The 15,809-nt window shown below is 37.9% G+C and carries 11 protein-coding genes; 3 read left to right on the top strand and 8 right to left on the bottom strand.

From position 1 onward, the window contains the following. Positions 1-107: 107 nt before the first annotated feature. The 3 genes from FA048_RS10265 to FA048_RS10255 form a co-directional block, all read right to left on the bottom strand. A complete protein-coding gene (locus tag FA048_RS10265; protein WP_136840509.1) occupies positions 108-1,502 on the bottom strand; it encodes an arginine decarboxylase in 1,395 nt (464 codons plus the stop codon). A gap of 320 nt (positions 1,503-1,822) precedes the next feature. After that, positions 1,823-2,734 (bottom strand): citrulline utilization hydrolase CtlX, encoded by a 912-nt coding sequence (gene ctlX, locus FA048_RS10260; RefSeq protein WP_136840507.1) that lies wholly within the window; start codon positions 2,732-2,734, stop codon positions 1,823-1,825. Between the two features lie 66 nt (positions 2,735-2,800). Further along, on the bottom strand, positions 2,801-4,249 hold the full coding sequence (locus FA048_RS10255) for an arginine deiminase family protein (RefSeq protein WP_136840506.1): 1,449 nt from the start codon (positions 4,247-4,249) through the stop codon (positions 2,801-2,803). 299 nt (positions 4,250-4,548) lie between these two features. Between FA048_RS10255 and argS the strand changes: the two genes are divergently transcribed. Together argS and FA048_RS10245 are read left to right on the top strand one after the other, a co-directional pair. Then, on the top strand, positions 4,549-6,321 hold the full coding sequence (gene argS / locus FA048_RS10250; protein ID WP_136840504.1) for an arginine--tRNA ligase: 1,773 nt from the start codon (positions 4,549-4,551) through the stop codon (positions 6,319-6,321). Positions 6,322-6,583: 262 nt separating this feature from the next. Then, a complete protein-coding gene (locus FA048_RS10245; protein ID WP_225872528.1) occupies positions 6,584-7,378 on the top strand; it encodes a sulfite exporter TauE/SafE family protein in 795 nt (264 codons plus the stop codon). Between the two features lie 568 nt (positions 7,379-7,946). Here the strand turns inward: FA048_RS10245 and FA048_RS10240 are convergent. Then, complete coding sequence (locus FA048_RS10240) at positions 7,947-9,071, bottom strand: AI-2E family transporter (RefSeq protein ID WP_136840502.1); 1,125 nt, start codon at positions 9,069-9,071, stop codon at positions 7,947-7,949. A gap of 409 nt (positions 9,072-9,480) precedes the next feature. Here FA048_RS10240 and mnmE point away from each other — a divergent pair, with 409 nt between their 5' ends. Continuing rightward, positions 9,481-10,839 (top strand): tRNA uridine-5-carboxymethylaminomethyl(34) synthesis GTPase MnmE, encoded by a 1,359-nt coding sequence (mnmE, locus tag FA048_RS10235; protein WP_136840500.1) that lies wholly within the window; start codon positions 9,481-9,483, stop codon positions 10,837-10,839. Between the two features lie 566 nt (positions 10,840-11,405). Here mnmE and FA048_RS10230 read toward each other — a convergent pair. From FA048_RS10230 to FA048_RS10215, 4 genes are all read right to left on the bottom strand, one after another. After that, a complete protein-coding gene (locus tag FA048_RS10230; RefSeq protein WP_136840498.1) occupies positions 11,406-12,380 on the bottom strand; it encodes a hypothetical protein in 975 nt (324 codons plus the stop codon). Between the two features lie 104 nt (positions 12,381-12,484). Next, the gene (locus tag FA048_RS10225) at positions 12,485-13,078 is read right to left on the bottom strand and encodes a helix-turn-helix domain-containing protein (protein WP_169306852.1); all 594 of its coding nucleotides are present in this window, start codon (positions 13,076-13,078) and stop codon (positions 12,485-12,487) included. 139 nt (positions 13,079-13,217) lie between these two features. Further along, positions 13,218-14,816, bottom strand: a complete 1,599-nt coding sequence (locus tag FA048_RS10220) for a serine hydrolase domain-containing protein (RefSeq protein WP_136840494.1) — start codon at positions 14,814-14,816, stop codon at positions 13,218-13,220. 61 nt (positions 14,817-14,877) lie between these two features. Continuing rightward, on the bottom strand, positions 14,878-15,687 hold the full coding sequence (locus FA048_RS10215) for a helix-turn-helix domain-containing protein (protein ID WP_136840492.1): 810 nt from the start codon (positions 15,685-15,687) through the stop codon (positions 14,878-14,880). Positions 15,688-15,809 lie beyond the last annotated feature (122 nt).

Here is a 15,809-nt window from a genome sequence, read left to right as displayed (position 1 = left end):
TATGCTTGCTGGAAATGACGGATGGGTGAATAAAAAAATCCCTCCCGAACGGAAAGGATTATGATATGGATTAAGCTCTCAGCTTTAGTCTTTCAGCTTTTAGCTTTCTAAGAAGTATAACCTAGAATTTTTAAAACTTGCTTGCTGTTTTGTTCTTCGCCAAAAACCTCGAAGTTAAAAGTTTCATCTCTGTTTCTGCGAATAATAACATGTTTCGGACTAGGCAATAAACAATGGTGAATACCGCCATAACCACTTAAAACCTCTTGGTAAGCGCCGGTATTAAAGAAACCTAGGTATTGCACCTTACGGGTTTTAGGCATAAACACACTATTCATGTGCGCTTCTTGGTTATAATAATCTTGCCCATCGCAGGTAATACCACCTAAGTTTACACGCTCATATTCCGAATCCCAGTTGTTGATGGGTAATAAGATGTATTTCTGGTTTAGCGCCCAAACATCAGGTAAGTTGGTAATAAATGAACCATCTAACATTAACCATTTTTCACGGTCATTTTGTTGCTTACGGCCTAATACTTTATATAAAATTCCAGATGCTTCAGCAACAGTGTATTTACCAAATTCGGTAATGATATCAGGCTCAATTACATCATGTTCTGCACAAATTTCTTTAATCCGCTTTACAATTTCGTTTACCATGTATTCGTAATCGAAATCAAATACCAAACTATCTTTAAATGGCATACCACCACCAATATCTAGGGTATCTAGTTCAGGGTTTATTTTTTTAAACTTGCAATAAAGCGTAACATATTTTTCTAATTCGTTCCAGTAATATGGCGAATCGGTAATACCAGAGTTGATAAAGAAGTGTAATAACTTAACCCTAAAGTTAGGATTGCCAGCTACTTTGTTGTTATAAAACTCAATTACATCTTCCATTCGAACGCCTAAACGCGAAGTATAAAATTGAGAATCTGGTTGTTCCTCAGCTGCGATACGAATACCCAAGTTGCAAGGTGTATCCATCTCAACCTCATCATCATACAAGTTAAATTCTTCCTTGTTATCTAATACTGGAATGATGTTTTTATAGCCATCGTGCAACATATCAATGATATATTGTTTGTATTGGTAGGTTTTAAAACCATTGCAGATTACAGTAATATCTTTTGTTAAAGAACCCTTTTTCTCTAAAGCCTCAATCATCGGCATATCAAACGCAGATGAAGTTTCTAAGTGGATGCCATTTTTTAACGCTTCCTCCACAATGTGACGGAAATGCGAACTTTTAGTACAGTAGCAATATTTATAATCGCCTCGGTAATTGTTCTTAATGATAGCAGTTTGGAACAACAATTTAGCCTGTTGTATCTTCTTACTAATCATTGGTAAATATGTGAAACGCAATGGCGTACCATAGGTTTCTATCATCTCCATTAAATTGAGGTCTTGAAAGTACAATTCGTCGTCTATAACGCTGTAACCCTCTTGCGGAAAACCAACACTTAAGTCAAGAAATTCGGAGTAACTCTGCATTTATTATAAATAATTTTTGCAAAAATGTAATTTTAAATTGAGAATTAGGGTAGTAGTTTAAAATTATTAAGTTAATAACGAAAAGTTTTACGAAAAGCATATAATTATGGGCTTTGTAAAAAGGAATGTAGGTGTATTATAAGTCTTCGACAAACTACTGATGTGAAATCGGCACAGGTCAGACTGGCATGTTGAATACGTGTCTTTATCGTATGCAAATTAATAGATTACTTCGCTTCGCTCGCAATGACGGCTTTCTTAAAAAACTATGTAATCTATGTACCTATGTGGTAATATAATTAGGATTGCCTTGCTTACAATTACTTAAGAGGTAAATGCACTTCAGCCAGCATGCATCTCGCACTACCACCACCATTTTGTTCTATGGTATATAAAGGAGCATAAATAAGTTTAGCATATTTTTCTAAAGTACTTACCTGATCCACATTTAACACTTTATAAGCTTGCTCAGACATTACCAAAAGACTTTCACCTTTGTTGTTTTTAACCTGCAACATGTTGCCAGCAAAATGGTTCATCTGGTTAAAGTTTATTTCAACAATTTCTTTTCCACTACCAATTAAACTTTGTCTCACTAACTCTTTTTCCTTCAAATCTGGAATAGAATCAAAACAAACTACAGCGAATTGATCACCAATACACATCATCACATTGGTATGGTAAATAGGGAAACGTGTTTCATCTATCGCTTGAAAAGAGATTGGTTTGTAGCCAGCTAACATGCAGAAATTGTTCAATACCTCTTCATCTGTTCTCACACTTAAACAAGCATAAGCTATTTTGTTTTCACGATCTAAAACCATGCTACCAGTACCCTCTAAAAAGAGAACTTGTTGTTCGAAAAAACTTAAATCACTTACATGGTTCAATTCAAATTGCTGTCCCAATTGTTCAAGAATGTCTTTTCTACGCTCACCACGTCTATTAGCTGAAAACATGGGGTAGAGATAGACAGAACCATCCTCATGAAAAGAAATCCAATTGTTTGGGAAAATAGAATCAGGGGTGGCTGGTTCTAAAGTATCGTCAATTACCGTAACATCAACACCGTTTGAGCGAAGCATATTTACAAAGCCATCAAATTCATTTAAAGCTTGTTTTTGCACATCGCTTTGCTCGCTAGCTTGTTGAAATTTATTATTCGCTGCCGTTTGTTCATTGAACTTAAAATCAACCGGGCGGATCATTAAAATATGGTTTGTAGTTTGCATTTGGAGTTATAAGTTTTACGTTGTAAGTAGTACGTAATATGTCTTTGATCCTTAATCTTTGTTCTTTTATCCTAAATCGTCTCTCAATATAGGTAAACTCATGCAATGAAATCCACCTCTTGCCCTAGATAATTCTGCTGATGGCATTAAAATAAGGGTGTCTTTTATGGTTTCTGCATCAACCTTGCCACTTTCTAAATTGTTAATTAAATCTTTTACATCAACAATATCAAAGCCTTCAGCTCTAAAAGCTTCTACAGTTTTATCATTTCTATCATAACCTAAAACAACCCCTTCTTTAATGGCTAGCAGGTTACATGAATCTGTCCACTGCTCTCTAGAATCGTATGGGAAAGTATTGTTGCCACTGTATATAATTTTTGTAGGTTCGGTGCTCTTTAAATCATTCTGACTAATGTCATTTAATAAAGCTTCTACGTGTTCAAAATATTTAGGTTGCCCTGGTTTATCTTTATGAAATTGAATTGCTGTAGTAGATTCTAATTTTTCTGGTTCTTTTAAAAAGTTAATTGGTTCTTCTGCATTAAACTTTGGAGAATGTGCAATTGAATTTAAAATTACCCAAGTATTGCGTTTCACTTGTGTAAATACCGTATCCAAGTGCATATAATCCCTTTTGCTAGGTATTTTAATAACGGTTACTTTCTCTACCACATTTTGCTCAAACAATAACTTAATTGCCTCATTGGCTCCATGTTCAGAAGTTCTTTCACTACAACCAATTAATACATGGTTGGGGCTAACCATCATTACATCACCACCTTCTAAAGTAGTGCTAAAAGCAGGTTCATCACCTGGTCTTAAGAAGTGCATGGTCACATCTGGAATTTCTAGTATGTTATTTCTGTAATCTTCAAAAATAGGGTGGTTAAAAAAGATGTAACGCATTAAAAGCGTTTCGCGAACACGGGCTTTCTTTGCTGGTTTATTTAATAAAATATGGTTATTGATTGTTGTACCCACATCTCTGGTAAAAATAAGATTAGGAATGGGTGCAAAAATCATGGTATCGTTAGCCAAAGTGCCAGAAATAAAGATTTCTGCCAATATTTTAGGGTCTGTATTTGTTAGCTCTAATTGAACCTTATAAGTACAGCCTTCAATTGCACAAACTGCAGCAACTAATTTTTTTCTGATGGACTCATTCTCTAACATCTCGCTCAATAAATTCTGAACTTCGATTACTGACTTTGAGTTATGGAAATCTGGATGATTAGGCTTAAAGAAATTACGATCGGCGGCTTCAGAATCAATCTCAGCTAATTTGCCTTTTATTTTTTCTGGATCTAAGAAATACATCAATAATTTCAAATAATAATCATATTCGCCTTTACGGATGGTATCTAAATGAACAATATCTTCAAAAAGCCAATCTTGTGCTTTAGAAGGTACAACTTTTCCTAAACCACTGTCTGGACTATGGATAAGCAATTTTCTTAACCTGCCAATTTCTGTATTTACATTTACTTTAAAATTTCCTTGCTGATTGCTCATATATTTGGTGTGCGTTCTGATACAAAGCTATTAGATTTTTTGAGAGTCCGAAAGTCGGGAAGACGTAAAAGTCGAATGATTAAGTTCATTAGTGTCATTTGTTCATTAGTGCATGCATTTTCTGCCTTTTTGCGTTAGGGATAGGAGCGGCATACTTTTAACCCGAGCGAAGCGAAGGACAAGTTAAAAGATACAGCAGATAGCCGCCCGAACGCCCAAAATATTGTTCTAAAAGCCATCAATATGTTTCTTTAGGCTTTGGTCTTTCAGCTTTAGTCTTTAATCGCTATTTTCGCGGTATGAATTTTATTATCACTGCCACACTTAACGCGATTAAACAGATTTACAATGAAGATGTTGCTGAAAGTGTACTTAATATACAAGAAACACGTAAGGAATTTGAAGGTCAGGTAACGATTGTTGTTTTTCCTATTACCAAGATTTCAAAGAAATCTCCAGAAGAAACAGCTACAGCAATTGGCGAATATTTGGTGCAAAATGTTGCAGAAGTTACCGCTTTTAATGTGGTTAAAGGCTTTCTTAATTTAAGCATAGCAGATAGTTATTGGATAAACCTATTCAATAATGAATTGTTGAGTGACGATTTTGGTAAGATCAAATCGAATGGACAAAAAGTGATGGTAGAGTATTCATCACCAAATACCAACAAACCCTTACACTTAGGGCATGTGCGTAATAATTTATTGGGTTATGCAGTAGCTGAGCTGTTAAAAGCCGATGGTTATGAGGTTTTTAAAGTGAATTTGGTAAATGATAGAGGAATTCATATTTGCAAATCGATGTTAGCTTGGCAAATTTGGGGCAATGGCGAAACGCCAGAAAGTTCTGGTTTAAAAGGAGATCACTTGGTAGGTAAATACTATGTGATTTTCGACAAGGAATATAAAAAGCAGATTGATGTGCTTAAAGCCGAGGGTCAGACAGAGGATGAAGCTAAAAAGAATGCTCCTTTGATTAAGGATGCCCAACAAATGTTATTGGCATGGGAGGCAGGTGATGAAGCGGTAATTGAGCTGTGGAAAAAGATGAACGGTTGGGTGTATGCTGGGTTTGATATCAGCTATAAAAACTTAGGGGTAGACTTTGATAAATATTACTACGAAAGCAACACCTATTTATTAGGTAAGGACACTGTTGAGGAAGGTTTGGAAAAAGGTGTTTTCTTTAAAAAAGAAGATGGTTCGGTGTGGATTGATTTAACTGCTGATGGTTTAGACCAAAAATTGGTTTTACGTGCAGATGGAACTTCGGTTTACATTACCCAAGATTTAGGAACTGCCCAAATGAAATATGATGACTTCCATATGGATCAGTCTATTTATGTGGTAGGTAACGAGCAAGATTATCATTTCAAGGTACTGTTTTTAATCTTAGAGAAATTAGGCAAGAGCTGGGCAAAAGGCTTACATCACCTATCTTATGGCATGGTAGATTTACCTAGCGGAAAAATGAAAAGTAGGGAGGGTACAGTAGTTGATGCAGATGATTTGGTAGCAGAAATGATTAAAACTGCCAAGCAAAAAACAGAGGCTTTAGGTAAAATCAACGATTTTTCTGAACAAGAAAAGGAAGAATTATATTACAATATTGGTTTAGGTGCCTTAAAGTATTTCTTATTAAAAGTAGAGCCTAAAAAACGTTTGTTGTTTGATCCATCAGAATCTATCGATTTTCAAGGTCATACTGGTCCGTTTATTCAATATACCCATGCTAGGGTTAAATCGTTGTTAGCGAAAGCAAACTTCAAATCTAATGTCGTCCTGAGTAAAGTTGAAGGATTAGATCCAACAGAGTTGGAAATGATTATGTTATTGGCTAAATATCCAGAAGAGTTAAGTAATGCCGCAAAAGCTTACAGTCCAGCGTTTTTAGCTAATTATTTATATGAAGTAGCAAAGCTGTTCAATAAGTTTTACCATGAAGTACCACCAATTGTAAAAGAAGAAAATGAGGCTTTAAAACAGCATCGTTTAAATATTTGCAAAGTTACTGCCGATGTGTTAAAAGCAGGAACTAGGATATTGGGTATCAATGTTCCAGAGCGGATGTAAGTCTTAAATATATTAGTTCATTTGGTAATTAGTTCATTGGGCACGCTTTATGTCGCTTCTCTTGGATGAGTTTGGTAGAGGAAAATAATTTTAACTTTTTGACAGCATGCATGTCCCCCTCAGGAGGGGCAGGGGGAGGAACTGTTACTATCATCTTGAAGGATTTGAAAGATTCCACCCCCTTTGATTCCCCCGCCAGCGGGGGACACTGGGAGCTTAGGACGGGGCAAAAAAAGGTTAACGCTATTAAAAAAATAAAATATTGAATGCTTTTATAAACTCTTTTAGTGAGGTTGGATTAGAACTCATTTTACTTTGTATTGCAGCCTTTGCAGCTGGTTTTATCGATGCCATAGTAGGTGGAGGCGGTTTGTTGCAAACCCCAGCAACCTTGCTCATTTTACCTCATTATCCAGTAGCCAGTATTTTCGGTACGGTTAAAATTCCATCACTTGCAGGTACTACTGTGGCCGCATACAAATATTCCAAGCAAGTAAAATTCAATTATAAAGTTTTAACCGCTTGTGTAATTGCTGCTTTTTGTGCTTCGCTATTGGGTGCTTATTGCGTAAGTATGATCAATAATGAAGTAATTAAACCAATTATTTTAATAGTGCTGATCCTTGTTGCCATTTATACTTATTTCAATAAGCAGTTTGGCATTCACCAACACAAGGCCCATTCTATTCAAAAACAGGTATTGTTGGCAGGGTTCTTTGGCTTAATTATTGGTTTTTATGATGGTTTAATAGGGCCGGGAACTGGGTCTTTTTTAATCTTAGTGTTTATTGCAGTTTTAGGTTTTGATTTTGTGGGCGCTAGTGCACATGCTAAAATTGTAAATATAGCAACCAATTTGGCAGCATTAATTTACTTTAGCTCCACAGGGCATATCTTATATCAATATGCTATACCTATGGCCATATTTAATATCATGGGTTCTTTTTTTGGTGCAAAATTAGCCTTACTCAAAGGCAATAAATTTATTCGAATTTTCTTTTTAATCGTTGTTTTTGGAACGATTATGAAGTTTGCTTGGGATATATTAGTTCATTAGTTCATCTATATTGGTTCACTTGTGACATCGAGCCTATCGAAATGTAGTTGAAAGGGGCTTCGACAAGCTCAGCGTGACATAGTTTGTTGGTGTAATCCCTAGCTGTGATCATGTCACATTGAGCTTGTCGAAATGTGTGAGTTTAAACAAAATTATCTGTATTGTTATAGGTTTAGAAAAGCATAGTACTGCTCATTCTTAAAGCTAGTCCTTCTTTCCGCTAAATCTTTTCCTCGCTTCACTCATTAAAGGATACCGCTGCAATAAGGTTTAGGTACTCTGGTCTGCTGCTACTATGAGTGGTTGTAAAGCGCACAAGCCAATTTTTATAAACGGGATTGGAATGGAAAGCCCACAGGGGAGGAACGAGCCGAGGACTTGAAATAAAAAGCCCGACTAACCATAAAAAAAGCACTGGTTTTGCTTTACAAAAAAACTTAATCCATTTATTAATTTGAACAATATATACCCAAGTATCATGTCACATTGAGCCTGTCGAATGTAGTTAAAAGAGGCTTCGACAGGCTAAGCCTGACATACTCAGAGTCGATAGCTATTAGCTAATTAATTACTTCTTGTCAATCGTTCCACTTTTAGTTTCCACAATTTTCTTCTTTCTAAAACTGGGGAACTGCATGGGGCTTTTCTCTGGTCTTTCATCGCCCAATAAAACACCCCATTGTTTAAACTGCTCAGAGCGATCGAAAATGATTTTCAGCACCGCTATAATCGGTAAGGAGAGGAACATGCCGGAGACGCCTGCAATGGCGCCACCAATAAATACCCCAAGAATAGAAAAGAGTGCATTTATTTTTACTTTAGAGCCCACAATTCGAGGCATCAAGATATTATTATCTAAAAATTGAACCACTGCAATAACTACTAAAACGGTAAGTACAGGCCATAGTTCTGTAGAAGAAGTTAAGGTTAACAATACCCCAATTAAGTTTCCTATTAAGGCACCTACATAAGGGATAAGATTTAAAAGCGCAAAGATTACCCCAATTAATAAGGCATGCTTAATCCCTATGGCTAATAATATACCACCTAAAAGGATGGTCATATAAGTAACTTGAATCAATAAACCAACCAGGTAACTTTTAATGATAGATTCAGTTTCATAAACTACTTCTTTTACTTTAGAATGGTCGTCTGTTTTAAACCACATGAAAGAGAAACGAAGCAAAATATCTTTATAGAATAAGATCAGGTAAATATAGATGGGCAACAGACCAACAAATACAAAAACCCCACTTAAGGTAACTGCTGCACCACTGGCCGCTTTACCACCCATAGACAGCAAATCATCACTTTTCTCTCTTAAAAATGTTTCTTGTTTACCTGTATTTATACCTGTTAGTTGACTAACCCATTCTTTTAACGATTGCAAATGTTTAGCTACATTTTGCTTAATCTGCGGAAAATCATCTACCAAAAGGCCAATCTGTGCCGAGAAAAACCATACGATCCCTGCAATAAAAATCAACACAAATAAAATAGGTAAAATGATGGCAAGAGATTCAGGAAACTTGTATCTTTTTAAAATGCGATAGATGGGCAACAGCATAATGCTGATGAAAAATGCCATGATTACTGGCATAATGATGTCTCTGCCCACTACCAATATAGTAACCGCCAGCACTAGGCCTAATAATTCAATGGATCTTTTTACGGTGAGCGGAAATTCTTTCATAGATGGTTTGTTTTAGTAGCAGATAACACTAATATAGTTAAATTGTTTGTTTACGTGAAAAAAGAGCAGGAAAAAAGAACAAAGAGCAATGAATAAGGGATAAAGATGAAAGAATAAGGAGCAGAGATAGGAGCACATCACTTTCCTAAGAACTAGGACCGGCCTTGAATGCAAAGGAAGGAAGAATAGTTTAAATAGAAGAGATCCATTCAGCGGCTAGCTGAAGCAGACCTAGCGCTTGGCAATTTGTGCTCGTTTCCGGCAATGTTAGTATCACAATACCTCACACCTTACCTTCTAATTACTAAAACTCCCATTTAAAATATTAATTTTGCCTAGTCTTTCGCTTGGCTTTAAAGCTCTTTGCTTTGGTCTTTAAGCTTTAGTCTTTAAGCTTTATCCTTCTAAAATGTACACAACAGATACCATCATTGCTTTATCAACACCTCCAGGAAGTGGCGCCATTGGCGTAATTCGTTTATCTGGACCAGATGCCATTACTTTAACCAATGAAGTTTTTGCAGGTAAAGATTTAACCAAACAAGCAAGTCATACCTTGCATTTTGGCTTAATTAAAGACGATGAATTGATAGTGGATGAAGTTGTCGCAGGTTTATATGTAGCACCTAAATCTTACACCAAAGAAAACGTGGTAGAGATTTCTTGTCACGGTTCAAACTACATCATTCAGCAAATTTTAAACCTGTTGATTAAAAAAGGAGCAAGGGCAGCTAAACCGGGTGAATTTACCCTAAGGGCTTTTTTAAATGGGGCTTTCGACCTAAGTCAGGCAGAAGCAGTGGCTGATTTAATTGCCTCAGATAGCAAGGCTTCGCACGATGTGGCACTGCAACAAATGCGAGGTGGTTTTTCTTCAGAATTAAAAGAACTGAGGGATCAATTGATCCATTTTGCCTCGATGATTGAATTGGAGCTTGATTTTGCAGAAGAAGATGTAGAATTTGCCAACCGCGATCAATTGAAAGCTTTAATCTTGCGCATCAATAGTGTGCTGTACCGTTTAATCTCCTCTTTTGAGATGGGGAACGTGCTTAAAAATGGCGTACCGATTGTAATTGCTGGTAAACCTAATGTAGGCAAATCTACCTTGTTAAATGCTTTGTTAAATGAAGATAGAGCCATTGTATCTGACATTGCCGGAACCACAAGAGATACCATAGAGGATGAGCTGAACATTAATGGAATCATTTTTAGGTTTATTGATACCGCAGGTATTCGTGATACGGCTGATATTATTGAAGCCAAAGGGGTAGAGCGTACTTTAGAGCGTATGAAACAGGCCAAACTGATTATGTACATGGCTGATGCTTTACAAACGCCAGATGAACTGGAGGAACAATTGATTGATCTGAAGAAAATTGGTATTCCTTATTTGGCCATCGTAAACAAAGCAGATTTATTTACCGATGAGCAAAAAGCAGCCTTTGCCAAACAAGAGGTATTGTTTTTATCGGCTAAAGAGAATATTGGGGTAGAGGAGTTGAAAACTGCCTTACTAGCCAAAGTTAATCTACACTCTATTAACACCAGCGAAACTTTAGTGAGCAATGTGCGCCACGTACAGGCTTTAAGAAATACGGAAACTGCTTTGGCTAATGTGCTCAACAATATCGATAACCCTGTTACTTCAGATTTCTTGGCAATGGACATTAAACAAGCGCTTCATTATTTAGGGGAAATTACGGGTGCAGTTACTACTGATGATTTGTTAGAGAATATATTTAGTAAGTTTTGCATCGGAAAGTAATAAAAACGGTGCTTCGACAATCTCAGCATGACGATACTATGTTAGGTACGACAATAAAAAAACAACATCCAGAATGAGATTGCCATGGTCGATGAAAAATAGCCTTCGTAATGACGGTAATGGGGAGCGGGAGCAGTTATGACCCGTAAACCAAAGCCCCATCATTCCTACTCCCCACTGCCCCAAGAGCGTTGGACAGAAAGAACGGCGGGCCATGTGTAGGTCTGTGGGCGGAGGCATCGTTCTTTCTTGATCTTTTGTTTCTTTTCTATCAAGAGAAAAGAAAGAGCCCCTCGGCGGCGAGCCGAGGCAAGGCTAAGCGTTTGCGCTAACTATAGATGCTTAGACAGATTCAGCATGACAATACTAATGTTAGGTACGACAATTAAAAACAATAGCATGAATGAGATTGCCACATTCGATGAAAAATCACCTTCGCAATGACGGTTAAAGGAGCGGTCTGTGAACAAAGCACCAACTATTATATCTATGCATTGGCACTAACTAAAGGTGCTTCCACAAGCTCAGCATAAAGGTTAAATCCAAACCCAACATTCCGAGACTTTTTAGTTGACCAGAGCGAACTTTTTGTCTTTGGTATCAAGAATGAGCTTGTAGTTAAGGAAAAGCTTGTTCCCAGTCATTCCGCCAATGCCAAGGCCCTTCATCATGTCAACCTGTGCGCTAGATACCCCTTCCATATAGGTGACATGTCCGATGGGAAGCTCATATCCTGCAATTGTGATGTTGGCAGAGGTTTGAAGGCTGTTTGCGGTTAGCATTCGGCCCCAAGAGCTCACCTTACTGGTTGTTGCCTTTCCATTTGGTTGGGCCAGCGATTGTGCGGTCTTCTGGTCAGCGAGTAGTGAATACCTGCTAGATCCGGTATCAAAAAACAGCAAAGTCTGCTTGCCGTTTAATTTTGCAGGCAGCATAATGCTCTTTCTCATGTAGACAAAGTCTGTTAGCTGAATTTCTTTTAGTTTGCTGGGGATCTCTGGAGAAATGACTAAGGTTTGGCCCGGATAATCGATAACGAGTACCTTCTGGTCAATCAGGTCAGCACCGATAGTGCCAATAATCTCAATAGATTTTTTGTCCTTCCAGTTAATTTCTACTTTGCCCAAGTTTGTAGTTGCAATTTCAGTTGCATTGATTTGTACATTGTGCAACATGAAATTGATGGCAGTGGTTGCTTTGGCAGGTGTTTCTGGAACTACGGCACTTGGGTATTTATCGCTGATGGCTTTAAGTTTATTGCTGTAGAAAAGAGAATAGGGCGAACCTAGGTCAAATTGCATATAGAATGTTTTGGGGCAGTTTTTTAGCTTCACCGGAATGAGGATAGCCGAATGCTGTTCCCATTTGTTCAGCACCGAATCGCCCTGCCATTTAAATTTTAGCTTGTAGGCTGCTACTGGAAGGGAAAGCTTATTAGTTGGTTGTGGTTGCTGCTGGGAGCGTGAAGGATGGATGATTGCCGTAATCAATAACAGGCAAATGGCTGCTGTGCGTTTTAAAAGTTTTGGAGTGCTGTGCATATAGGTTTGTTTTGAACTGCAAAGCTAGGGGAGAAGGCAGGTTTTTTAGGGTTGTTAGGGGCGACATTTGCACGACAATAGCCCGACGTTTGGATGTTGAAGGTCTAGTTTGGTCTTTTTTCGTCCAAATCTGCCTTGCTGATTTCAAGCATTTGCCAAAAGAGTAGCCCTGCGTTAAATAAGTAAGTCACAAAAAATGGAACAAGGTAACTAATAAGGAATTCCCTTTTAAAATAGACGGCACTGATCAGATTATAGCCAAGGCAGAGCAGAAAAAAAATGTTGGTGGCTACCACCCAATAGATTTGGGTCCTGATGATCCTTCGCGCTATCTTTATTGTGCTGGCGTCCCTGTCTTTTGATCTTTTAAAAATCAATAAAGGAATGAGAAAGTGGAATACTGGGATTAAGATATAACTAAAGCAAGACAGGGTGAGCAGCTGCAAAAAATGCCGTTGCTCATCAGTATCCGGCTTAATATTTACCCTTATATCGCCTGTTGCCGATGTGCTGTTAAGCTGCTCAAAACTTGTGTCCAAGGCTTCGGCAATTACTTTGAGGGTAAAAGTCCTGGGTTCACTTGCTCCGCTTTCTATACGCTGAATCGTACGTCCAGTCACCTTTGTCAGTTCAGCCAACTGCTCTTGGGTCAATCCCTTGTTTTTTCTTGCTTGTGCTATTTTTTCGCCCAGTTCCATTTTTACGCTTAACAAAGATAGTATTTGCCGATAAATAATGAGTGGGTATGAATGAGGAAAGCAAACATTACAACGGTAATAATAATTTGATGCAAGAATAGTAAGATTGCTGAAATTGGTGCTGGAAAAGAAGATGCGGTTACAATAGGGAAGGCAACAAATACTTTTCAACGATCTCATCTGCTTGGAGGTGTCCAAATGCTGTACCATAGGCAGATGAGGTAATTACCACTACAATAGGAAGATCTTTGAAGATGTAGATTTTATTACCTCCATTTCCACTGCAATAATAAACCTCATGATTCTTGCCATTCACGAGGAAAGTTTTGTTCCAAAACAATAAGCCATAAAAGCCTGGTCTATCTGCTGGAAGCACTTGTAAGGGAGAAAGGCTTTTCTTTACCCACGATTTCTCAAGGATCCGTTTGCCTTTAAAAACGCCGTTGTCTAAATATAATTGACCATATTTTGCAAAATCAAGCGCACGCAGTTTAAGTCCTCCACCACCAAATGGCTTTCCTTGTGGTGTACGTGCCCATTCGAATTTTTCTATCCCCAAAGGTGCGAAAAGTTTACTTTGTGCATAGGCTTCTATACCTCCGGGTATCCTTTTGTCTAAAATATCCATTACAAGGTTCGTTCCTGCAGTAAAGTACGCCCAGCTCTTGCCATTTTCTCTGGTAGCACTCATTGGTAAGTCGAGTGTAAATTTGGTATAATCTGCCGTGGGATACATATTTTCCTCGTTTCCTAGGGAAGTATCTACCTCATCGTTTCCCTCAAAAGCAGCACTCATACTAAGTAGATCAACCAGTTTAACGCTATCTTTCTTTTCACTGTAAGCGGCATATTGATGCAAGTTGTAAAATTCTTTTAAAACCTGGTTTTCTGAGGAGATATAACCATCTTTTATGGCCATACCAGTTAGTGTTGAAGTGATCGACTTACTCACTGACCTTGGATCATGCAGACTTTCCCTATTTTCTTTGTTATAGTACTGTTCCAATAGTAATTCTCCTTTCTTAAGCACCACAATTCCATTAATCTTGCGATAAGTTTGCTCGGCTATTTTGGTGTTTAACTCAATGATGAGCCTTTGGTCTAAGTTTGCTTTAGAAAGCTCGAAACCACTTCCTGCAGCAATGGGTTCAGGAAGCATAGTTTGGGGATCTATCGTTTTCGGAATTCTTGTAACACTGAGTTTTGCTTGGTTCAATACTTCACCATACCTGAGGCCGTTGTGATCAATATACGTTCTGATCTGGATTTCTAGCACCTTTGGCTGTTTGCCCAGTAATCGATAGCCAGATTTTGACATGAAACGCTCCCATAGGTTAATGCTCCACAAGCCAGACCTGTTGTTACTGATCAATGCGATATCTAAGGGGCGCTTAGTGAGTTTATCTTCTAGTAGGATAGCACCTGGATGAAGATTTTCTGAATAGACCTTTAGACCATCCACCAAAAAATCAAAACTGTAATTACCTTTTGTGAATAGTTCATCAGGCTTTAGTTCTGGGGTTAGTTTGGCGAGTTCGCTTTGAAGGGATGCAGCTGGAGATAACAGCAGATAGAAATCCCTATCGGTGCTGATATTAAAAGAGGTAATTGCTCTTGAAGTCTGGATACTGTCTCTTAGAGGCCTGAAGTCATAAAAACTTAACTTTTGTGCCCAAGTATGTGATGCAAAAAGTTGTAATGAAAAAAGAAAGGCAACGGCAAAAATTTTAGGTTTCATAATGTAATTTTCGGCTAATTTAGCACAGACTGCCCCTATAAAATAGAACAAGATTAACCTGTTATAAAGAATTTATTAATTTACGAAAGAATAGTGGCGTGTCTCCGCTAATTTCTTTAAAACACCTGATCATATGACTTTGGTCAGCAAAACCAAACTGGTAGGCAATAGAACTGAGCGAAGTACCCGGAGCAGAAAGCTGGGAAAGCGCCCGCTCAACCTTTAGCCTACGAATGTACTCGGCCATAGTGCATCCAAGATATTTACTGAACGATCTCGAAAGATGAACTGGGTGAACGCCAGCTACCTCGGCTATTGCTTTAAGGTCTAGCTTAGAAAGATAATTATCTTGTAGAAGTTCTGTTACGCGTTTAATCCAAGAAGGGTAGAAATTAGAGCCTGATTGCTCAGGGAAAAGTGAAGCCATTGCCTCTATCACCAAGTGCTGAATTCCAAGTTCTACCGTGTCATCGGCCATTCTGCTCTCCTTTAGTATTTTGTAGAATATGATTTTGGTTTGATGACAAGAAACTTCAAAACTTCCTTCTTTCCCTTTCACCGTAGCATAGATTTCATCCATCCAACGTGGTTCTAGCTCTAGGTGCATGCCGTAGGTATTTCCTTTTGGTTTGATATTGTAATGAGATTCTTGAGCATTGTGAAATAAAAGACTGCCTGCAGAGAGGTTAACCTTGCCTTTTTTGCTACCTTCAATTACCTTTCCAGATAGGATAAAGGTAAAATAAGCATTCTCATGATGATGCCAGTCCACATAATCGTGGGTATAGGCGGTATTGGTGAGAATAAGTCCATCTGTATCTAGCCTTTGATTGGTTATACCAAAGAACTCACCTGAATTTAATTTTTCCATCCTCTTTTTAGAATGAAAATTGTCGTATTTGTTACTATGATGAACTCAGTTAATTGAATTTTGACGATACATAGGAATAGATATCTCCCAAGGTCGAGATAACGGTAAGGGAGGGGGAGCAG

It is taken from the genome of Pedobacter polaris (genome assembly GCF_005116505.1).
GTDB classification, from domain to species: Bacteria; Bacteroidota; Bacteroidia; order Sphingobacteriales; family Sphingobacteriaceae; genus Pedobacter; species Pedobacter polaris.
The sequence above is the reverse complement of the archived record's forward strand: the minus strand, read 5'-3'. Positions and strand labels throughout refer to the sequence as shown.

Excerpts from the sequence above, each read along its gene's own strand:
- FA048_RS10240 (WP_136840502.1), bottom strand. The coding sequence starts at position 9,071 with ATGAAAGAATTTCCGCTCACCGTAAAAAGATCCATTGAATTATTAGGC.
- FA048_RS10220 (WP_136840494.1), bottom strand. The coding sequence starts at position 14,816 with ATGAAACCTAAAATTTTTGCCGTTGCCTTTCTTTTTTCATTACAACTT.
- FA048_RS10215 (WP_136840492.1), bottom strand. The coding sequence starts at position 15,687 with ATGGAAAAATTAAATTCAGGTGAGTTCTTTGGTATAACCAATCAAAGG.
- FA048_RS10265 (WP_136840509.1), bottom strand. The coding sequence starts at position 1,502 with ATGCAGAGTTACTCCGAATTTCTTGACTTAAGTGTTGGTTTTCCGCAA.
- FA048_RS10225 (WP_169306852.1), bottom strand. The coding sequence starts at position 13,078 with ATGGAACTGGGCGAAAAAATAGCACAAGCAAGAAAAAACAAGGGATTG.
- mnmE (WP_136840500.1), top strand. The coding sequence starts at position 9,481 with ATGTACACAACAGATACCATCATTGCTTTATCAACACCTCCAGGAAGT.
- FA048_RS10230 (WP_136840498.1), bottom strand. The coding sequence starts at position 12,380 with ATGCACAGCACTCCAAAACTTTTAAAACGCACAGCAGCCATTTGCCTG.
- argS (WP_136840504.1), top strand. The coding sequence starts at position 4,549 with ATGAATTTTATTATCACTGCCACACTTAACGCGATTAAACAGATTTAC.
- ctlX (WP_136840507.1), bottom strand. The coding sequence starts at position 2,734 with ATGCAAACTACAAACCATATTTTAATGATCCGCCCGGTTGATTTTAAG.
- FA048_RS10255 (WP_136840506.1), bottom strand. The coding sequence starts at position 4,249 with ATGAGCAATCAGCAAGGAAATTTTAAAGTAAATGTAAATACAGAAATT.